At 71.8% G+C, this 20980-nt stretch carries 15 protein-coding genes; 2 read left to right on the forward strand and 13 right to left on the reverse strand.

Annotated features, from left to right (window positions below; translation table 11 throughout):
• Window positions 1-104: 104 nt before the first annotated feature.
• From C6Y14_RS13480 to C6Y14_RS13505, 5 genes are all read right to left on the reverse strand, one after another.
• Entirely contained in the window at window positions 105-944 is an 840-nt protein-coding gene (locus tag C6Y14_RS13480) for an ABC transporter ATP-binding protein (RefSeq protein WP_107016836.1), read from the reverse strand.
• Window positions 941-3961: an ABC transporter permease subunit gene (locus C6Y14_RS44970; RefSeq protein WP_225891051.1), complete on the reverse strand. Its 3021-nt coding sequence runs from the start codon at window positions 3959-3961 to the stop codon at window positions 941-943. Before C6Y14_RS44970 ends, C6Y14_RS13480 begins: the two co-directional genes overlap by 4 nt.
• Before the next feature lie 10 nt (window positions 3962-3971).
• Window positions 3972-5228: an ABC transporter substrate-binding protein gene (locus C6Y14_RS13495; protein WP_107016837.1), complete on the reverse strand. Its 1257-nt coding sequence runs from the start codon at window positions 5226-5228 to the stop codon at window positions 3972-3974.
• Between the two features lie 189 nt (window positions 5229-5417).
• Window positions 5418-7244 carry an AMP-dependent synthetase/ligase gene (locus C6Y14_RS13500; RefSeq protein ID WP_107016838.1) on the reverse strand — a complete coding sequence of 609 codons (1827 nt, stop codon included), beginning with the start codon at window positions 7242-7244 and terminating at the stop codon, window positions 5418-5420.
• A 711-nt stretch (window positions 7245-7955) separates the two neighbouring features.
• Entirely contained in the window at window positions 7956-8822 is an 867-nt protein-coding gene (locus C6Y14_RS13505) for a LysR substrate-binding domain-containing protein (protein WP_107016839.1), read from the reverse strand.
• Window positions 8823-8991: 169 nt separating this feature from the next.
• On the opposite strand from C6Y14_RS13505, the gene C6Y14_RS13510 reads away from it, so the two are divergent.
• Window positions 8992-10053: a bile acid:sodium symporter family protein gene (locus tag C6Y14_RS13510; protein ID WP_107016840.1), complete on the forward strand. Its 1062-nt coding sequence runs from the start codon at window positions 8992-8994 to the stop codon at window positions 10051-10053.
• Here C6Y14_RS13510 and C6Y14_RS13515 read toward each other — a convergent pair.
• The 4 genes from C6Y14_RS13515 to C6Y14_RS13530 all read right to left on the reverse strand — a co-directional run bounded on the left by C6Y14_RS13515 (window position 9992) and on the right by C6Y14_RS13530 (window position 14510).
• Window positions 9992-11227, reverse strand: coding sequence for a DUF4185 domain-containing protein (locus C6Y14_RS13515; RefSeq protein ID WP_107016841.1), 1236 nt, complete (start codon window positions 11225-11227; stop codon window positions 9992-9994). The two genes, C6Y14_RS13510 and C6Y14_RS13515, sit on opposite strands and share 62 nt — an antisense overlap.
• Window positions 11228-11237: 10 nt before the next feature.
• Window positions 11238-13193 (reverse strand): exo-alpha-sialidase, encoded by a 1956-nt coding sequence (locus tag C6Y14_RS13520; protein WP_107016842.1) that lies wholly within the window; start codon window positions 13191-13193, stop codon window positions 11238-11240.
• A gap of 223 nt (window positions 13194-13416) precedes the next feature.
• A complete protein-coding gene (locus tag C6Y14_RS13525; RefSeq protein ID WP_225891052.1) occupies window positions 13417-14241 on the reverse strand; it encodes a collagen-like protein in 825 nt (274 codons plus the stop codon).
• Window positions 14238-14510, reverse strand: coding sequence for a hypothetical protein (locus C6Y14_RS13530; RefSeq protein ID WP_107016843.1), 273 nt, complete (start codon window positions 14508-14510; stop codon window positions 14238-14240). Before C6Y14_RS13530 ends, C6Y14_RS13525 begins: the two co-directional genes overlap by 4 nt.
• A 367-nt stretch (window positions 14511-14877) precedes the next feature.
• Between C6Y14_RS13530 and C6Y14_RS13540 the strand changes: the two genes are divergently transcribed.
• The gene (locus tag C6Y14_RS13540; protein ID WP_107016845.1) at window positions 14878-15354 is read left to right on the forward strand and encodes a hypothetical protein; all 477 of its coding nucleotides are present in this window, start codon (window positions 14878-14880) and stop codon (window positions 15352-15354) included.
• 115 nt (window positions 15355-15469) lie between these two features.
• Here the strand turns inward: C6Y14_RS13540 and fdhD are convergent, their stop codons facing one another.
• From fdhD to C6Y14_RS13560, 4 genes are read right to left on the reverse strand one after another with little or no spacing between them, the layout of a single operon-like run.
• Window positions 15470-16333 carry a formate dehydrogenase accessory sulfurtransferase FdhD gene (gene fdhD, locus C6Y14_RS13545; protein WP_107016846.1) on the reverse strand — a complete coding sequence of 288 codons (864 nt, stop codon included), beginning with the start codon at window positions 16331-16333 and terminating at the stop codon, window positions 15470-15472.
• 7 nt (window positions 16334-16340) lie between these two features.
• Entirely contained in the window at window positions 16341-17201 is an 861-nt protein-coding gene (locus tag C6Y14_RS13550) for a 2Fe-2S iron-sulfur cluster-binding protein (protein WP_107016847.1), read from the reverse strand.
• The gene (locus tag C6Y14_RS13555) at window positions 17198-19021 is read right to left on the reverse strand and encodes an NAD(P)H-dependent oxidoreductase subunit E (RefSeq protein ID WP_107016848.1); all 1824 of its coding nucleotides are present in this window, start codon (window positions 19019-19021) and stop codon (window positions 17198-17200) included. The genes C6Y14_RS13550 and C6Y14_RS13555 overlap by 4 nt, the downstream gene beginning before the upstream one ends.
• A gap of 25 nt (window positions 19022-19046) precedes the next feature.
• A complete protein-coding gene (locus tag C6Y14_RS13560) occupies window positions 19047-20972 on the reverse strand; it encodes a molybdopterin oxidoreductase family protein (protein WP_107016849.1) in 1926 nt (641 codons plus the stop codon).
• Window positions 20973-20980: the final 8 nt, after the last annotated feature.

The following is a 20980-nucleotide window of genomic DNA, read 5'->3' on the forward strand; positions in this document are numbered from 1 at the left end:
GGTGGTACTCCATCGTGAACGATCACGGGCTGTCGTGCATTCCTGTCCCGTGCGTTCACCGGTCGAAAGGGAGACCGTAAGGGAGATTGGCCGGAAAGTACCCGCTACGGCAGGTCCGAACCATGAAGGGCGTCCCGCGACGGCGAGGCGGCGCCGGCCCGGGCTGCCGTCGCCGCACCCAGGTACGCCTCCCGCACCCGCCGGTCGGCACGCACCTCGGCGGGAGTGCCCTCGGCGAGTACGCGGCCCAGGTCGAGTACGACGATCCGGGTGGACACCTCCATGACGAAGGCGACGTCGTGCTCGACGAGGAGGACCGCGCAGTCCTCGTGTTCGGACAACCGGCCGATGACGTCGGCCAGTTGCTGGCTCTCCTCGGCCGTCGTCCCGGCGGCGGGTTCGTCGAGGAGCAGTACCCGGGGCCGGTCCGCGACGGCGCGGGCCAGTTCGAGCATGCGGGCGCGGCCGACGGGGAGGGCGGCGGCACAGGTGTCGCCGAGGCCGGCCAGTCCGCAGGCCCGCAGGACCTCGGCGGCGCGGGCCCGGCGCTCCCTCTCGTACGTACGCCGGGTGCGCGCCCCCAGCAGGTCGGCCGGGAGTCCGCCTCCGCCCCCGCGCCACTCCTGGGCCACCACGAGGTTGTCGGCCACCGTGAGCTGCCCGAACAGTTGCTGGCGCTGGAACGTGCGACGCATTCCGTGGCGGGCGCGCCAGACGGGGGAGCGGCGCGTGACGTCCGTCCCGTCGAGGTGGACACGGCCCGCGTCGGGGCGGCGGATGCCGGACAGCACGTCGAAGAAGGTGGTCTTGCCGGCGCCGTTCGGGCCGATGAGCCCGCAGATCTCGCCGGGGCGCAGGGACAGGCTCACGTCGTCGAGTGCGCGTACGCCGCCGAAGCGCACGGCGACGTGGTCGGCGCGCAGGACGGGGCTCGGGCTCGTCATGGGCGGGCAGCCCCCTCACGCGTGGCCGCCAGTCCCAGATAGGCCTCCGTCAGCCGGTCCGCCTCCACGGCCGCGCGCGGTCCGCACCACGTCACGCGCCCCCGCGCCAGGTAGGCGACCGAGTCCGCCACCTTCAGCACCTCGGTGGCCTTCTCCTCCACGAGGAGCAGGGCCGTTCCCTGATCCCGGAGTTCGGTGAGGAGACGGAAGACCTCCTCGACGACCCGGGGCGCGAGTCCCAGGGAGGGCTCGTCGGCGATCAGGACCTTCGGGGGACGCTGGAGGAGCGGGGCGAGGGCGAGCATCTGCTGCTCCCCTCCGGAGAGGGCACCGGCGGGGACGCCACGCCGTCCGGCGAGCCCGGGGAAGCGCCGGTACACGGCATCGCGCGCGTCCCGCCCGTCCCGGCCGCGCAGATACAGGCCGAGGTTCTCCTCGACGGTGAGAGCCGGGAAGATGCCCCGCCCCTCCGGCGCGAGAACGACCCCGGCCCGTGACCGGCGCACGGCACCGTCCCGCGTGGCGTCGCGTCCGGCCACGTACACCTGTCCGGCGAGCGGGCTGACGAGACCCGCGGCGACGCGGCACGTCGTCGACTTCCCGGCCCCGTTGGGCCCGAGCAGCACGAGAATCTCCCCGGCCCGGACGGCCAGCTCGACCCCGCGCAGCACGGGAGCCCCGCCGTAACCGGCACGGATACCGCGCAGGCGCAGAGCGTCCGCGAACGACCGCCCGCCGAAGCCGACGGCCCCGCCCGCCTGCCCCCCGTCGCCCACTCCGGGAACGGCCTCGACGGACATGGCACCGGCCGCGCCCGCACCGGCCGGGGCCGCACTGGTTGTGCCCGCCTCGCTCGGGACGGCGCCGGTCAAACCCGTGTGCGCTGGACTCGTACCGCCCGGGACCACGGTGGGCGTTTCCGCGGCGGGCGCCACCACGCCGGTCGAGCCCGCGGCGGTCGCCGTCATGCCTGCCGTCGCCGTGCCTGCCACCGCCGTGCCCGCCGTCGTCGTGTCGGGCGGCAGCGTGTCGCCCGTCGCCGTGTCGCCCGGCAGCGCGGTGGGCGGCTCACCTGCCGGAGTCGCGGTCGGCGTACCCGCGCCCGACCCCGCCAGCCGACGCCGTTGCAACCGCACCGGTACCGCCGCGCAGTAGCCGTCCGGGTCGTTCGCGAGGGCCAGGCCTGCCAGGCCGAAGAGGATCACCGGGAGGTGGACGGACTCGGTGACGTAGTCCGAGAGGAGGTGCGGTACGAGGGCGTAGACCAGGCCCGCGACCACCGCGAACTGGGGGCGGCGAAGGCCCGCCGCCACGACCACCGCGAGCCAGATCAGGCCCGTCATCGCGGTGAAGTCGGTCGCGTTGACGCGGGTGTTGTACGAGGCGTACATGACACCGCCGAAGCCCGCGAGCCCGGCGGACAGCGTGAACAGCACCAGCTTGGTGCGGACGACCGACACCCCGGAGGCCATCGCCGCCGCGGGCGCGGAGCGCACCGCGAGCATCGCCCGGCCGGACGGCGAGTTCCGCAGCGCGCTCAGCGCGGCGACGGCTGCCGCGACCAGCACGGTCAGTGCCACCCCGAGCGCCCGGTCGTCGCCCAGGTCCACCGGACCGAGGACCGGCCGGGGAACCGCCCACCCCGTGTCGCCGTTGCGCAGCCAACCGATCTGGAACAGGACCTGGTCGGCGAGGAAGGCCAGCGCGAGGGTGGCGAGGGCGAGCGAACGGCCACCGAGCCGCAGCGCGGGGAGGGCGACCAGGGCCCCGAGCAGCGCCGCCGTACACGTGCCCACGGCCGCCGCCGCCACGAACGGCCAGCCGTGACTGAGCAGCAGCCCCGCCACCAGCGCCGCCCCTGTCACGAAGGTCGCCTGCGCCAGCGACACCATCGCACCGAGCCCCGTGACCACGGTGAAGGACATGAAGACGAGGGACAGGGCCAGCCCCTGGGCGAGGAGGCCGCTCCAGAAGGGGGTCGTGACCGTGTAGAAGGAGGCCGCGAGGAGGACGGCGGCCACCGCCCACGGGCCCCACCGCCGCAGCCGGGACCGCCCCGTCAGATAGTCGACCGGCGGCGGGTCCACCGCCGCCGTGCCCGCCGTGCGCCTGCGCCGCGTCAGCAGCAGCAGCCCGGCGAAGAGGATCAGGAAGGGCACGGCGGTACGGAACCCGGTGATCCGCTCGGCGAAGTCCGCGTACCCGGCGACCAGGTTCTGCAGCACGCCGAGCCCGAGCCCGCCCGCGAACGCCAGCGGTACCGAGACGAACCGGCCGAGCACAGCCGCCGTCGCCGAGACGAAGAGGAAGAGGGTGAAGTCGTGCGAGGAAAGACCGAGGAGGGGGGTGGCCAGCACGCCCGCCAGGCCCGCGAGTCCCGACGACAGCATCCACGCGATCGAGGACAGCCGGTCCGCGCTCAGCCCGCGCAGCTCCACCAGCGAACGGTTGTCGACGGCCGCCCTGAGCTGCAGTCCCAGCGGGGTGTGCCGCATCAGGATCCACAGGCCGAGGGCGACCACGGCCGTCGCCGCCCAGATGATCAGCTGGTCGGAGTCGACGCCGACGCCGTCGACCGGCTGCCAGGAGTGCGCGGGGCTGGGCCCGACCCCCGGCAGCCCGAACTGGTTCTCGGCCGGCTTCACCGACGCGCCCGCGTCCGCCAGCAGCTCGACGGTCCACAGCCCCAGCGCGGGCAGCGCCACCAGCAGCCCGATGGTGGCCACGATCTGAGCCGTCTCACCGACCCGCGCCAGCTTGCGGAACATCAGCCGGTCCAGGCCCCAGCCCAGCGCGGGCGCCAGTACGCACACCAGCAGCACCGCCGTCGGGACGGCCGGCAGGCCGAAGCCCGAGTGCAGTTCGTAGAAGGCGAGGGCGCAGAGGTAGGCGGTGGCGCCGTGCGCGAAGTTGAACAGCCCCGAGGCCGAGTAGGAGAGCACGAGACCGGTGGCGAGCAGCGCGTACAGCGCGCCCGACACCAGTCCGCTCAGCACGAATCCGAGAAGGTCGGCCATGCCGTGTGCCTTACGTGAAGGGGATCGGCGGATAGCACTTGAAGGGCGCCGACACCACGTACGCGCCGCCCTTCAGCTGGACGAGCGCCCCGCACCCGAACGACTCCTTCTGGCCCTTCCGCTCCGCCCGGTCCCCGACGAGCGTGCCGGTGTCCGCGAACCCGTCCGCCGCCTTCTGGAAGGACGACACCGTCAGGTCCTTGCCGGCCTTCCCGGCGATGGCGAGGAACAGGTCGGCCGACATGTAGCCGGTCATCATGTGCATGTTGAGGGGTACGTCCTTGCCCGCGGCCTTCCTGATGTCCTTCCCGAACCGCGTCATCGCCGCACTTTGCTGCTCGAACGGCTGGAACGACGTCAGGACATGCACCCCGTCGAGCGCCTTGCGCGTCGCACTCTTGGCCAGCAGCCCCGGGTCGTAGTCGGTCGGATCGGTGAGTACACCGCGATACCCAGTCCGCTTGACCGCCGTGAACAGCCCGATGTTGTACGGGGTCTGCATCACGGAGACGATCGCGTCGGGCGCCTTGCCGCCGTCGCTGCGCAGGATCTCCTTCGTGTACGCCGACCAGTCGCTCGGGACGGAGGCCGCGGACACCGACGGCTTGGCGTACGTGACCGTGAACCCGGCCGATTCGAAGCTCTGCCGGTAGGTGCGGATGCCGAACTTCCCGGCGTCGCTGTCGTTGGCGAGGATCGCCACGCTGCGGCCCTTGGCCCCGCCCATCACCTGTTCGAGGCCCTCGGGCCAGGTCTGCGAGATGGTGCCGCCCGGCGTCGGCACCATGCAGCCGCCGAAACCGTAGATGTACGACGGCCCGCAGAACGACGGCAGCGTGCCCCAGCCGAAGGTGGGGACGCGCTGCTTCTGCAGGAAGTCCGCGCCGGAGAAGGTCGTCGAGCTCATCGGCGCGATCGCGAACACCTTGTCCTGCTGGACGAGTTTGCGTGCCGCGGCGAGGTTCCTGGACGGGTCCTGGCCGTCGTCCTCGGCGCCCAGATAGTCGATCTTCCGTCCGTGCAGGCCGCCTTCGGCGTTGGCGCGGTCGAAACGGGCTTTCGCGCCGAGGTCGGTGTCCTTCTTGGAGTAGCCGCTCGCGGTTGTCATCGAGACGATGCCGCCGACTTTGATGCGGGTGTCCGTGACCCCGCGTACGGAGTCGTCGGTCTTCGAAGCCCCGCCGGTGGAGGCCGAGTTGCAGGCGGCTGCCAGCAGCAGGGCGGTTGCGGCCACCGCTGCGGCGAATGTGCGGGTCGGTCGTGACACGGTCGGCCCCCTCCGTCGGGTGACTCGGGTGTCTCGGGTGACCGAAATGATCCGGCGGATCTGACGGGGCGTCAATATGCGGTACGGCAGTATGTGACGGCGCGTCAGGTCGAGTGTTCGGTGCGGGCCGGTGGGGGCTGGTCGCGCAGTTCCCCGCGCCCCTTCGGGGCGCCCCCCCCCGCTGGCGTGCTACGCCCGATACAAGGCCTCGACCTCTGTCTCGTACGCGTTCTCGATCGCCTTGCGCTTCAGTTTCAGGGACGGGGTCAGCAGGCCGTGTTCCTCGGTGAACTGGTGAGCCAGTATCCGGAACGTGCGGATCGACTCGGCCTGCGAGACCAGCGTGTTCGCGGCCACCACGGCCCGCCGTACCTCGGTCTCCAGGTCGGGGTCCCGCACCAGCTGGGCCGGGGCGAGCGGGGACTTGCCCCGCATCTGCAGCCAGTGGTCGACGGCCTCCCCGTCGAGCGTGACGAGCGCCGCGATGTACGGCCGGTCGTTGCCGACGACGATGCACTGCGCGACCAGCGGATGGTCCCGCACCCGCTCCTCCAGGACGCCCGGCGAGACACTCTTGCCGCCGGAGGTCACCAGGATCTCCTTCTTGCGTCCGGTGATGGTGAGGTAGCCGTCCTCGTCGAGCGCGCCGATGTCACCGGTGGCCAGCCAGCCGTCGTGCAGGGCCGCGTCGGTGGCCTTCGGGTCGTTGAGGTAACCCTGGAAGACGTTGTCCCCGTGCAGCCAGATCTCGCCGTCGTCCGCGATGTGCACGGTCGTGCCGGGGATGGGCTGGCCGACGGTCCCGTACCGGGTGCGCTCGGGCGGGTTGGCGGTCGCGGCTGCCGTGGACTCGGTGAGCCCGTACCCCTCGTAGATCTGCACGCCGGCGCCCGCGAAGAACAGGCCCAGGCGGCGGTCCATCGCGGAGCCGCCGGACATCGCGTGCCGTACGCGTCCGCCCATCGCGGCACGGATCTTGGAGTAGACCAGCTTCTCGAAGAGCTGGTGCTGCATCCGCAGCGCGGCCGAGGGCCCGGGGCCGATGCCCCACGCCCTCGCCTCCACCGCGTCCGCGTAGCGCACCGCGACCTCGACCGCCTTCTCGAACGGGCCGCCCTTGCCCTCCTTCTCGGCCTTGCGGCGAGCCGCGTTGAAGACTTTCTCGAAGATGTACGGCACCGCCAGGAAGAACGTCGGCTGGAACGCGGCCAGATCCGGCAGCAGGGCCGCCGCGTTCAGCTGCGGCTGATGGCCGAACTTGACCTTCCCCCGGACCGCGGCGACCTGAACCATCCGCCCGAAGACGTGCGCGAGCGGCAGGAACAGCAGAGTCGCCGCCTCGTCGCCGCGCTTGGAGTGGAAGAGCGGCTCCCAGCGGCCGATCGCCGTGTCCGTCTCGAACATGAAGTTGGCGTGCGACAGGACGCAGCCCTTGGGGCGGCCGGTGGTGCCGGACGTGTAGATGATCGTCGCCGTCGACTCGGGGGTGACCGCCCGGCGGTGCCGGTGCACCACCTCGTCGTCGATGTGGCCGCCGGCCTCGTACAGCTCCTGCACCGCGCCCGCGTCGAGCTGCCACAGCTTGTGCAGCGTCGGCAGCCGGTCGATGACCGTGGCGACGGTCATCGCGTGATCCTCGTGCTCCACCATGGCCGCCGACACCTGGGCGTCGTGCAGCATCCAGAAGACCTGCTCGGCCGACGAGGTGGGGTAGATCGGGACGACCTGCGCGCCGATCGACCACAGTGCGTAGTCGAAGAGGGTCCACTCGTAGCGCGTACGGGACATGATCGCGACCCGGTCGCCGAACCGGACGCCGTGCGCGAGCAGGCCCTTCGCCAGGGCGAGGACCTCGTCACGGAACTCGGCGGACGTCACGTCCCGCCATCTGCCGTGCTCGTCCTTACGGCCCAGCGCGATGTAGAGGGGGTCCTCCTGGGCATACTCGAACACGGCATCGGCCAGGCCGCCCACCGGCGGTGCCGACGCCAGGGGAGGGTTGGTGAACTCGCTCAATCCCCGCTCCTTGAAGGTGCTCCGCAGGCGGTGAAAGCTACCCCACGTGACGCTGCCGCGGGAGGGGTGGCGGAGGGGGGTGGGGGGTGGCGTATGCACTGGTCAACCCCTGAAATCCGGCCACAAGGGGGGAGGCCGGGACAGAATCCTTACTCTTCCGTAAGTTTCGGTTCCGTAATCTCCACGGAATCTGTACGGGGCGCTTACCGAGGGTCGGGCGCGCGCGGCGCCTTCCACGACCAACGGCGCGGGCGCCCCCCCATCAGACCCGCAGAGTCCCCCGGCGACAGCCAACCCCCACCCAAGGGGCGGGGGGAGCTGCACGCCCAGCCCCGACCGGACCGGCAGATTCCCTCCGGGCGCCCGCCACCCCTCAGGGGCGCGGGGAACGGCGCGCTTAGCCCCGACCGGACCGGCAGATTCCCTCCGGGCATCCGCCACCCCTCAGGGGCGCGGGGAACGGCGCGCCCAGCCCCGACCGGACCCGCAGATTCCCTCCGGGCGCCCGCCACCCCTTAGGGGCGCGGGGAACGGCGCGACAAGCCCCCACCGGCTCGCAGATGTCTCCGAACCCCTACGGGGCCCGGTACGGGGAGTGCCGAATTATCTGCGGGCCGGTGGGGGTGGGCCGCGCAGTTCCCCGCGCCCCTAGGGGGCGGGGTGGGGCCTGCGCCGATGTCGGCTGCGGGCCCGCGCCGTTGCTCGCGCCCCTTATGGGGCCCGGTGCAGGCGGTCCGGGGATGTCAGGATCGAGGCCGCCAGCGCGTCGGCCGCTCCGCGGGCCGCCGTGTGGCGCCTGCCATGGAGGAGGACGAAATCCACCTCACCTAGTTCCGGGAGGCCCGCGCGGTCGGGGACGCGCACCAGTCCCGGCGGGATCAGACCGCGCGTGTGGGCCATCACGCCGAGTCCCGCGCGGGCCGCCGCGATCAGACCGTTCAGGCTGCCGCTCGTGCAGGCGACGCGCCAGGACCGGCCCTGGCGCTCCAGCGCCTCCAGGGCCAGCGCCCGGCTGATGCCCGGCGGCGGGTACACGATCAGCGGGACCGGACGGTCGGGATCCAGCCGCAGCCGCTCCCCGCCGATCCAGACCATGCGGTCGTGCCAGACCAGTTCGCCGCGCGGGTCCTCGGGGCGCCGCTTGGCCAGCACCAGGTCGAGCCGTCCGTCGGCGAGCTGCTCGTGCAGGGTGCCGGACAGCTCCACTGTCAGCTCCAGGTCGACCTCGGGGTGGTCGTGGCGGAAGGCTTCCAGGATCTCGGTCAGCCGGGTCAGGACGAAGTCCTCCGAGGCGCCGAACCGCAGCCGCCCGCGCAGCCGCGTGCCGCCGAAGAACGCCGCCGCCTGCTCGTGCGCCTCCAGGATCCGGCGTGCGAACCCGAGCATGGCCTCGCCGTCCTCCGTCAGTTCCACGGAGTGGGTGTCCCGGGTGAACAGCTGCCGTCCGGCGGCGCCCTCCAGGCGCCGCACGTGCTGGCTGACCGTGGACTGGCGCAGCCCGAGCCGCCGGGCCGCCTGCGTGAAGCTCAGAGTTTGGGCCACGGCGAGGAAGGTACGCAGCTGCGAGGGGTCGTACACGGGCCCGAGGCTACCGCGTCATCGCGAAGCGTGATGACAGTCAGAGCGGTGTACCGGATTCCCGATCAAGGATCGGAGGAGGACGATGGAGAGGGCTCGCCCCGTCCGGAGAACGACGACCGGGGCCGGCGAGCCCAGTGACACCACACCCCAGCACCATCGGAGCACCGTGAAACGCCTGAAGTGGCCGTCCTGGCTGCCGATAGACCCGTACATCCTGCTGCTGCTCGGGACGGTCGGGCTCGCCGCCCTGCTGCCCGCCCGAGGGGCCGGTGCCGAGGTCGCCTCGGGCGCCTCCACCGCGGCGATCGCCTTCCTCTTCTTCCTCTACGGGGCGCGTCTTTCCACCCGCGAGGCGATGGACGGCGTACGGCACTGGCGGTTGCATCTCACGGTTCTGGCCTGCACGTTCGTACTGTTCCCGCTGCTCGGGCTGGCGGCCCGCGGCCTGGAACCGGTGCTGCTGAGCCACGACCTCTACACCGGGCTGCTCTTCCTGACCCTGGTGCCCTCGACGGTCCAGTCGTCCATCGCCTTCACCTCCATGGCGCGTGGCAACGTGCCCGCCGCCATCTGCGCGGGCTCCTTCTCCTCCCTCGTGGGCATCGTGCTCACCCCGCTGCTCGCGGCGGCGCTCCTCGGCGGCACGGGAGGCGGGTTCTCCGCGGACTCGCTCCTGAAGATCGTGCTGCAGTTGCTCGTGCCGTTCCTGGCCGGGCAGCTCCTGCGCCGCTGGATCGGCGGTTTCGTCGCACGCCACAAGAAGATCCTCGGTTACGTGGACCGCGGCTCGATCCTGCTGGTCGTCTACACCGCCTTCAGCGAGGGCATGGTCCAGGGCATCTGGCACCAGGTCAGCCCGTTGCGCCTCGGCGGACTGCTCGCCGTCGAGGTGGTCCTGCTCGCGGTGATGCTGGCGGTGACCTGGTACGGGTCCAAGGCCCTCGGGTTCGGCCGGGGCGACCGTATCGCCATCCAGTTCGCCGGCTCGAAGAAGTCGCTTGCGTCCGGACTGCCCATGGCGAGCGTGCTGTTCGGCGCCCACGCCTCGCTGGCCGTGCTGCCGCTGATGCTCTTCCACCAGATGCAGCTCATGGTCTGCGCGGTCATCGCCAAGCGCCGCTCCCGCGACCCGGAGGCCGAACCGGAACCGCAGCCGGAGCAGCCCCTCAGCCAGGACCCAGCCGCAGCGTCACGAATCTCGGTCGGTACAGGGACACGTTCCGGCTGAGGTTGGCCTGCGCCGTCGCCCCGCCGTTCGCGTCCAGCCAGTTGACGTCGTAGCTCAGCACGAGCCCGCCCCCGCCGATCGTCGGATGGACCTGCGGGTTGTACGCCGCCACGCCCGCCCCCCGCTCCGGCAGCGGCGGGCTGAAGCCCTTGCCGGGCCCGTGCCAGGGCCCGGTGGGGGAGCACGCCCAGTACGAGGTGACGGTCGTCAGTCCCTCGGTGCCCGCCGCCATCGTGAACAGGACGTACGTCCCCCCGTCGCGGGCCACCGTGAACGCGCTGCCCACGCCCCTGTCCGTGCCGTTCCTCAGTACGGGCTCCATGTGGGAGGGGATGGTCCATCGCTCGCCGTCCCAGTACCGCCAGGCGTCCGGGTCCGCGAGCCGCCCCCGGGGCACGCGCGCGACATACGCGTTCGACGCGGGCCGGGCGGCGGCCCGCGCGTCGTCCCCGCCGAACACGTACGTCCAGTCCTCGTCGTGGGTCAGCGCGGTCGTGCCGAACAGCACCCGCCGCGCCGGATCCCGGACCTGCCCCTGGTCGAGGACCTCGGTGATGCCTTCGAGCCGCAGCCCGGGCAGCGACAGCGTGGCGACCTCGGTGGCGGTCGGCACCCCGTAGATCCACGGATACGCGCCGGTCGTACGGGTCCACAGCACGACCCGTACGACCTGCTCGGACGAGCCGGGGGAGCGGGGCTCGACGCGCGCCGCCACCGGCCAGCGCCACCGGCCGGGCGCCGGATCGGCGAACAGGGGCGCGGGCAGGGTGCGTTGCAGTCGCCCGTCCTTCATGACCACGGCCGAGTTGCGCACCAGCGGCGCGGTCGTGTCCCGCCAGGCGTAGGACTCGCCCGCCGGGTTCGGCGGCCGGTACACCTGGCCCAGGTAGGTGTCCGAGAACAGCCAGAGCACCCGCCCGTCCGGCAGCCGCACCGAGTGCGTACCGTCGCCGCCGGTCCAGTCGTCGGCCCGCGAGGCGTCGTCCCCGTACCGCGCGAACTCCTCCGTGACGTCGGCGTCCACGTCCCACGAGGTGACCGCACGGGCGCGGCAGGCGGCCTCCCCGCTGTCGTCCTCCGGGAGGGCGGTGAGCAGCACGGCCCCGAGGACCAGGGCCAGGATCAGTCCCAGCCCGGTCCCCGTACGCTGTCGTGCTCGTGTGTCGTCGGGCACGCCCGGGACGTTAGTGGCTGGCGCTCACCCGGTCCATGGGCAGCCGCAGGACGGTTCCGGCGGTCACCGCCGTGTCCCCGGTGCGCACCCCGGACAGTTCACCGTCGCTCAACGCCCGGTCGTAGACCCGGACATCGTCGATCGCGCCGGCCAAGTGGGCGCGGCTGTCCAGCTTCTGGCCGATGTGGACCCCGAACGGCGCGTTGCGGCTCACCGATCCCGGTACGTCCGCCGCCGTGCCGGCCACGGTCCCGTCGATGAACAGCGTCAGTTGTCCCGCACCCCGGCGCAGTGCCAGATGGTGCCATTGCCCGTCGTTGTACGCGCCGGTGGTGCGCACGGACGCGGAGCGGGGGGCGCTCGCGCCGTCGCGGGCCGTGATCAGGCCCTGGACCCGGTTGTTCGCGGGCTCGCCGCGCAGCCACACCTGTGGCTGGCCGGTGCCGACCCCGCCCATCCACAGGAACGGCTGCTCACCCGTGGCGGCCGTGTAGCGGAACCACAGCGAGGCGGTGAAGTCCTTCTTGCCGAGCGGCAGTTGGGTCCGGTAGGGCAGGCGTACGGCGTCGTCGGTGCCGTCGAACGCGAGGGCGCCGCCGAACATCCCGTCCGTCGCCGTCGCACCGCCGAGGACCGCCGCGCCGGGTGCGCGGGGCGCGAGGTCGGGGGTGGTCGGGTCCGGGCCGCGGCGCGGGGCCAGCCAGTCCTCGGTGAACCGGGCGAAACGGATCTCGTCGCGCGCGTCCACGGCGCCGCCCTCGTACAGCAGACCCGCCGTGTCGGCGCCGATGCCGACCAGGTCGGAGTAGCCGGACCAGTCCGTCGTGACGACCGTTCCGCGGTCGACGCTGTCCCAGGTGCGTCCGCCGTCGTAGGAGGAGCGGATCATCATCGTGCGGCGGCGGTCCGAGTCGCCGGGGCAGGCGAGCAGGATCCGGTCGCCCAGCCGAAGGGTGGAGCCCTGGACCTGAGGGGTGTAGAGGTCGGGCAGGGCCTTGAAGTGCGAGGTGAAGCTGTCGCCGCCGTCGGTGCTGAACGCCTGCGAGCGGTGGCCGAGATCGGTGCCGTCCTGCTCGCGCCCGCTGACCAGGACGCCGCCGTCGGCCCGCTCGGTGACGGTCATCTCGGACGGCTTCTGGCGGAACGTGCCGTCCGCCGCGATCGGCCACGAGTCGGTGGCGCCGATCCGCCAGTGGTCGCCGCCGTCGTCACTGACGATGAGAGCAGCGTGGTTGGCGCTAACGTGGCTGCCGTCCCACGTCTCGGTGTTGACGGCGAAGACGAGCCGTCCCGCGTGCTTGCCGCGGGTCAGCTGGATGCCGTGCACGGGCCCGGTCGCGTACCAGGAGTTCCAGTGCGCGGGCAGGATCTCGTCGCTGAGGTCGCGGGGCTCGGACCAGGTGAGGCCGTCGTCGTCGCTGTGCTGCATGTGCGGGGCGCGGTCGCAGGGGACGGCGCAGTTGCCGCCGTCGGTACGGCCCGTGTTGTACGTCTCGGCCAGTACGATCCGGCCGGTCTTCCGGTCCACCATCGGGGCGGGGTTGCCGTGCGTGTCGCCCGCGCCCTCGTTGATGATCCGCAGTGGGCCCCAGGTGCGACCGCCGTCGGTGGAGCGCTTGAGCACGAGGTCTATGTCACCGGCGTCACTGCAGTCGTTCACCCGGCCCTCGGCGAACGCCAGCAGGGTGCCCTTCACCGTCCTCACGACGGCCGGGATCCGGAAGCAGGCGTATCCGGGATCCTGGGAGGCCTTGAAGAGCACCTGCTGCTCGAACGCGGCGGCCCTGCCGGCCACGCCGGCCGGGACCGCCGCGCCGGGGTCGGCGGCGATCCCGGCGTGTCCGGTGCCCGGCAGCCCGAGCAGCGCGGTGAGGGTGAGGACCGCTGTCAGAGCGCCTGTGACGGCGGTCCTCCACGGTCTGGCCGTACGAGGAGTTAGGGGGCGTGCGCGAAGACTTGACGGCATGGTGCGACCTGCCCTTCATGCGTCTGAAGCGTCTTTTGCGACCCGTGGGTCCCGTGCGACTCACGGGTCTCTTGCGACTCACGTATCTCGTGCACCCCGGGCATCTGGACATCCGAACATCTGGACATCCCATGTCCTGACTGCGCGCCACAGACGCTACTGGGCTCCCAGGCACCTCACAAGAAGCGCGCACGGCCGTGGCGCGAGAACTTCCCGCACCTGCCTAGGAACTGACGGGCCGTTTCCTGCGCCGGAACAGCGGCGGTGGCACCGGGAGGATCCCCGACGGGTCGGCGGGCGGGGCCTGGGCCGCGGCCTTCCGGCAGACCAGCGCGTCGGGGTCGTTCGCGGGCACCTGGAAGCTGTAGCCGTCCGGGCAGCCGGGACCGGGGTCGCCCTTCTCCCCTTTCTCTCCTTTCTCGCCCTTCTCTCCCCGGGGCCCGGTGTCCCCTCTGGTGCCCTGATAGCCCTGTGCGCCGTCGGGACCGGGTGGCCCCGCAGGTCCCCCGGCCCCGTCGGCGCCGTTGTTCCCGTTCGTGCCGTCGGTGCCGTCCGCGCCGTTGGCCCCCGGGGGGCCGGGCTCGCCCGGCTGCCCCGAGGGTCCCGGCGAACCGGACGGCCCCGGCGGCCCGGGTTCGCCGCGCGATCCGTTCTCTCCGTTCTCTCCGCGCTCCCCGCCGGGGCCCGGCTTCCCGCCGGCACCGCCTGCCCCGGTCGCGCCGCGCTCGCCCTTGGCGCCCGGCCGGCCATGGGCCGCGGTGGGCACCCGCACCCGGTCGAGCAGGTCGTCCACCGCGTCGGAGGGGTCGGGGGCCGCGGGAGTACCGCCGCCGGCCTCGACCTGGGCGCGCAGCGCGCGTACGTCCTGTGCCAGCGTCGACACGGCGTCACCGCGCCGGTCCGCCTCGGCGCGCAGTTCGTCGGCCCGGCGGTCACCGGCGTCGATGCGCGCCCACAGGATCACCGCGACGCCGCTGAGCGCGATCAGCACACAGACGAGGAACATGCTGCGCCAGCGCACGGCGAGCACCCGTTGGAACCTGCTCACGGCGCCCCTCCGAGTCGGTCGATGTCGAGGCGGAGGCGAGCGATCTCCGACTGGTCGGCGACGTGCATGGTCGCCAACTCATCGATGCGCGAGTCGCGTTCGGCGATCTGCCGTTCCAGACGGTCGCGCTCGGACTGCAGCTTCTCGGTCAGGCTCGAAAATCCGTTCAGGGCGTTCTCGCCCCGCTTTCCCATATATGCCACGAGGGCCGCGCCCAGCACGCCCACGCAGGCAAGTAACGAGCCGAACAGGGTCGTGCCGGCATCCAAGTAACCGCCTCCTACCCGGACGACGGGCCGTATGGCGGCCCGTTCGAGGTCGTCAGGAAAACGAGACGGGCGGCGTCGGGGTACGTGGCTGTGGCGGCGTACCTCCGGATGAGTGCTGATGGAGCGTCAGACAGCCGCGTACCACCGCTCTGTGTGACTCCTGGGACGACGTCCGCAGGCGCCCTCGTACCGCTCGTACCGCTGGATCCGACGAGGTGGCCCGTCCTGGCGATTCCGCTATCTCCGCGGAGGCAGCGGAGCTCCGCTCTCTCCCGGTGGCCAGGCCGACGCCCTCGCGGACGAGGTCCAGGGCCAGTGGGCGGAGGAGGCCAAGTCCCGCAGGCTTCGTGACCCTCGTGTCCTGCCTTTGACCTGGACGACCGCCGACCCCGCCGTCCAGTCGACCGCCGACGGCCGTATTCGCATCCGCCTCGACGGCCGCCTGGACGGCGACTCCGACAGCATGACCGCCCAACTAGCGGACGGCTATTGCCGGTTGCCGGGCGGACGCCTGGTCGCCATCGGTGAACCCGGCGCGGGCAAGACGGTGTTGGCGATCCTGCTCACCCTCGGTCTGCTCGGTCGCCGGCGTGCGGGCGAACCGGTGCCGGTACTGCTCTCGGCGTCGTCGTGGGATCCGATCTGTGAATCACTGGACGACTGGATCGTCCGCACTCTCGCGGACACCTATTACCGGGGCCGCCCCGAGATCCCCCGGACCGTCCTCGACCACGGCCTCGTCACGCCGATCGTCGACGGACTGGACGAGATCCCCGGCCCCGGGACCCTCACCACACTGCACTCGGACGGCATGGTGAAACGGTGGAGCGTACACACGGGCTGAGCCGCTGAGGCCGAAGGCCCGGCCGACCGTCGTGAGGAGTGAGGCGGGGCCCCTCCGGCGCAGGGGGCGCTCCCCGCCGGATCGGGGCCCCGCCGCCGTGCAGCGGGGAGACCGGTCAGCCCTGGGCGGCCGCGGCCTGCAGAGCGATGCGGTGCTCGCCCGCGTACACGTTCATGGAGGTGCCCCGCAGGAAACCGACGAGGGTCAGATTGGACTCGGCGGCCAGGTCGACCGCGAGCGAGGACGGCGCCGAGACCGCGGCGAGCACCGGGATGCCCGCCATCACCGCCTTCTGGGCCAGCTCGAAGGAGGCGCGCCCCGAGACCAGCAGGACAGTGCGGGAGAGCGGCAGGGAGCCGTTCTGGAGGGCGCGGCCGACCAGCTTGTCGACCGCGTTGTGCCGGCCCACGTCCTCCCGGATGTCGACCAGCTCACCGTCCTCGGTGAACAGGGCCGCCGCGTGCAGGCCCCCGGTCCGGTCGAACACGCGCTGCGCCGCGCGCAGCCGGTCGGGGAGGCTCGCGAGCAGTTCGGGTTCGAGCCGTACCGGGGGAGCCGTGTCGCCGTGGGTGTCGTCGATCGTCCAGCGGGCCGTCGTTCGGACCGCGTCCAGGCTGGCCTTGCCGCACAGCCCGCAGGACGACGTCGTGTACACGTTGCGTTCGAGCGTGATGTCGGGGATGACGACGCCGGGCGCCGTCCGTACGTCGACGATGTTGTAGGTGTTGGAACCGTCCACGGTGGCGCCGGCGCAGTAGACGATGTTCTGCAGTTCGTCGGCCGCGCCCAGCACCCCCTCGCTGACCAGGAAGCCCGCCGCGAGCGCGAAGTCGTCGCCCGGGGTGCGCATCGTGATGGCGAGGGGTTTTCCGTTGAGGCGGATCTCCAGTGGTTCCTCGGCGACGAGCGTGTCCGGACGGGCGGAGACCACCCCGTCGCGGATGCGGATCACCTTGCGTCGTTCCGTGACTCGTCCCATGTCCTGATCAGTCCCGGTTCTGTACGTGCTGGTAGCCGAAGCGGCCCTTGATGCAGAGGTTGCCGTGGGTCACCGGGTTGTCGTGCGGTGAGGTGACCTTGACGATCTCATTGTCCTGTACGTGCAGGGTGAGGTTGCAGCCCACTCCGCAGTAGGCGCACACCGTGGTCGTCTCGGTCTGCGCCGACTCGTCCCACGTACCCGCCGCACGCATGTCGAACTCCGATTTGAACGAAAGCGCACCCGTCGGGCACACCTCGATGCAGTTGCCGCAGTACACACAGGCCGAATCGGTGAGGGGGCCGTCGTGTTCCACGGCGATCCGGGCGTCGAAACCGCGGCCGACGACCGAGATGGCGAAGGTGTTCTGCCACTGGTCCCCGCAGGCGTCCACGCACTTGTAGCAGAGGATGCACTTGTCGTAGTCGCGGACGTAGAGGTCGTTGTCGATCCTCGGCTGCTCGTCGACGCGGGCCGCGTCGGGGCCGAACCGGTCGGGCTTGGCCTCGTACTCCTTGAGCCAGCCCGCGACCTCCGGCGTGGTGGACAGGTCCACGGACGACGCGAGCAGTTCGAGGACGACCTTGCGGCTGTGGCGGGCCCGTTCGGTGTCCGTGCGCACCTCCATGCCCGCCTCCGCCTTGCGGGAACAGGCCGGGACGAGGGTGCGGGCGCCCTCGACCTCGACGACGCAGACCCGGCAGGCGTTCTTGGGGGTGAGGGTGTCGCCCTGGCACAGGGTCGGTACGTCCTTGCCCGCCGACCGGCAGGCGTCCAGGATCGTCGAGCCCTCCGGGGCCCGCACGGGATCGCCGTCGATCGTGAACTCCAGCAGACGGCGGGGGATCCCCAGCGATGTCACGGTCATTCGTACGCCCCCAGGCGGTCGATGGCGGATTCCACGGCGTTCCACGCGGTCTGTCCCAGACCGCAGATCGAGGCGTCCTTCATGGCCCGGCCCACCTCCCGCAGCAGCGTGATGTCGGCCGCCGCGTCGGCGCCGGTCCGTTCGACGATGCGGTGCAGGGCCTCCTCCTGGCGCACGGTCCCGACCCGGCACGGCACGCACTGCCCGCACGACTCGTCGCGGAAGAACTCCGCGATCCGCAGCAGCAGGCGGGGCAGCGGCACGGTGTCGTCGAAGGTCAGCACCACTCCCGAGCCGAGTGTCGTGCCGGCGGCCCGCGTGCCCTCGAAGGTGAGCGGGATGTCCAGCTCGTCGGGCCGTACGAAGCCACCGGCCGCGCCGCCGAGCAGGACCGCGCGGAGCCTGTCGCGTACGCCCGCCAGTTCCAGCAGTTCGCCGAGCGTCGCGCCGAACGGCAGCTCGTAGATGCCGGGCCGCTCCACGCTGCCCGACACGCAGAACAGCTTCGGCCCGGTGGAGGTGCCGGTGCCGATCGCCGCGTACGCCGGGGCGCCCATGGTGAGGATCGGCAGGACGTTGACCAGCGTCTCGACGTTGTTCTCGGCGGTCGGCTTGCCGAACAGGCCCTTCTCCACGGGGAAGGGCGGCTTCGACCGCGGCTCACCCCGGTACCCCTCGATGGAGTTGAAGAGGGCGGTCTCCTCACCGCAGATGTACGCGCCCGCGCCGCGCCGGATCTCGATGTCGAAGGCGTACCCCTGGCCGAGGACGTCGTCCCCGAGCAGGCCGCGCGCACGGGCCTGCCCGATGGCGTGCTCCATGCGGCGCAGCGCCCGCGGGTACTCGCCGCGCAGGTAGAGGTAGCCCTTGTGTGCGCCGACCGCGTACGCCGCGATCGTCATCGCCTCCACGAGGGAGTACGGGTCGCCCTCCATGACCACACGGTCCTTGAAGGTGCCCGGCTCGGATTCGTCGGCGTTGCAGACGAGGTAGTGCGGATGGTCGGGCTGCGACGCCGTGGCCTGCCATTTGCGGCCGGTGGGGAAGGCGGCGCCGCCGCGCCCGACCAGGCCCGCGTCGGTGACCTCGCGGATGACCCCGGCGGGGCCGATCGCGAAGGCCTGCCGCAGGGCCGTGTAGCCGCCGTGCGCCCGGTAGTCGTCGAGCGACGCCGGATCGACCACGCCGACCCGGTTCAGCAGCATGAGGGAGGGGTCCCCGGCCTGCGGGACCGCCAGCGCGGCGGGCGGTTCCTCGGGTGCCGAGTCGGGTGCGCTCGCCGCGAGCACGGCCCGCTCGACGGTCGCGGGCGCCGACACGGCCGTACGCACCGGGTCCCCGGCCTTGACCACGAGCGCGGCCGGGGCGCGTTCGCACAGGCCGAGACAGGGGCTGCGCTCGACGCTGACGCCGCTGCCGAGGCCGAGCCGGGCCTCGACGCCCGCACAGAGGTCCGATGCCCCGGCCGCCGCGCACGCCAGGTCCGTGCACACGTGCAGGACCGTCGCCGGGCGCGGCTTCACCGAGAACATCGCGTAGAAGGTGGCGACCCCGTAGGCCTCCGCCGGTGGCACGGTGAGCCGCCGGCACAGGTAGTCGAGGGCGCCCTCGCTGATCCAGCCGATCCGGTCGTGGACGGCGTGCAGCCCCGGCAACAGCAGGTCACGACGTTCCCGGGCCTCTCGCCCGCCGCGTGCCCACCTGAGGTCGGCGTCGGACCGGTCGGCGCCCTCCCACGAAGACTCCGGAGGGCCGAGCAGTGTGTCGATCGCCGCCCGTTCCTCGTCCGTCGGTTTGCTGTCACCGAAGTGCAGGTCCACTTGACATCACCTCACTTGAGTCGCGTCACTTCACCTGAGCTGCGACCGGCAGCTTTTCGATGCGGATCGCCGACGCCTTGAACTCCGCCGTCCCCGCGATCGGGCAGTTGGCCTCGATCGTCAGCTGGTTGGTGTCCACCTCGTCGGGAAAGTGCATGGTCATGAACGCGAGTCCGGGCCGCAGCGCGGTGTCGATCCACACCGGGGCCACCACCGAACCGCGCCGCGAGGAGACCTGGACCTGTTCGCCGACCACCACGCCGTAGCGCTCCGCGTCCTCCGGGCACAGCTCGACGAACTCACCGCGCCGCATCGGCGAGGCGAAACCACCGCTCTGCACCCCGGTGTTGTACGAGTCGAGCCGCCGCCCGGTGGTCAGCCGGATGGGGAACCGCTCGTCCGTCAGGTCGACGGGCGGATCGTGCTGGACGATCCCGAAGGGCGCGAGCCGTCCGCGCGCCGCCGGTTCGGACTCCCACAACCTGCCGTGCAGATAGGTCGGTTCGAGCCGGTCCGTCTGCGGGCAGGGCCACTGGATGCCCTGATGCTCCTCAAGACGCTCGTACGTCATCCCGTAGTGGTCCGGGGACACCGAGCGCAGCTCGTCCCACACCGCCTCGGAGTCCTCGTACTTCCACTCGTGTCCCATACGGGAGGCGAGGTCGCAGAGGATGTCGATGTCCTCGCGGGCCTCACCGGGCGGGACGACCGCCCGCCGCACCCGCTGAACCCGCCGCTCACTGTTGGTCGTCGTGCCCTCGGTCTCGGCCCAGCCGGCCGTCGCGGGGAGGATCACGTCCGCCAGTTCGGCCGTCCTCGTCAGGAAGATGTCCTGGACGACGAGGAAGTCGAGGGCCTTCATACGGCGTACCGCCTGCTCGCTGTCGGCCTCCGACTGCGCCGGGTTCTCCCCGATGCAGTAGACGGCCTTGAGCGAGCCCTCCTCCATGGCCTCGAACATCTCCGTCAGGTTCATCCCGTAGTGCGGCTGGATGACGGTGTCCCACGCCGACTCGAACTTCAGCCGGGTGTCCGGGTCCAGGATGTCCTGGAACCCGGGCAGCCGGTTCGGGATGGCGCCCATGTCACCGCCGCCCTGCACGTTGTTCTGTCCGCGCAGGGGCTGCAACCCGGAACCGAAGCGGCCCACGTGCCCGGTCAGGAGCGACAGATTGATGAGCGCCCGGACGTTGTCCGTGCCGTTGTGGTGCTCGGTGATGCCGAGCGTCCAGCACAGCTGGGCGCGCTCGGCACGGGCGTAGGCGTGCGCCAACTCCCGTATCGCGGCGGCCGGTACGCCCGTCACCTTCTCCGCGAGCGACAGCGTCCACGGCTCGACGAGCTGCTTGTACTCCTCGAAGCCGGTGGTCGCCCGTGCGATGAACGCGTCGTTCGCGAGGCCCGCCCGGATGATCTCGCGGCCGATCGCGTGGGCCATCGGGATGTCCGTGCCCACGTTCAGCCCGAGCCAGCTCTCGGCCCACTCCGCCGTGGAGGTGCGGCGCGGGTCGACCGCGTACATCCGGGCGCCGTTCCTGATGCCCTTCAGGACGTGCTGGAAGAAGATCGGGTGCGCGAAACGGGCGTTGGAGCCCCACATGACGACCAGGTCGGTGTGCTCGACCTCGGCGTACGAGGAGGTGCCGCCGCCCGAGCCGAAGGCCGCCGACAGGCCCGCCACGCTGGGTGCGTGGCAGGTGCGGTTGCAGGAGTCGACGTTGTTGGTGCCCATGACCACGCGGGCGAACTTCTGCGCCACGTAGTTCATCTCGTTCGTCGCGCGGGCGCAGGAGAACATCCCGAACGCGCCGCGCGCCGCGCCCAGGCCGCGGGCGGCCCGGTCCAGGGCCTCGTCCCAACTCGCCCTGCGGAAGGGCTCGTCACGGGAGTCACGGACCATGGGGTACTGAAGTCGGTTGTAGATCTTCGGAGTTCGGTCTCGCTTCCTCATACGGCGGT

The organism is Streptomyces dioscori (assembly GCF_003024195.1).
GTDB classification, from domain to species: Bacteria; Actinomycetota; Actinomycetes; order Streptomycetales; family Streptomycetaceae; genus Streptomyces; species Streptomyces dioscori.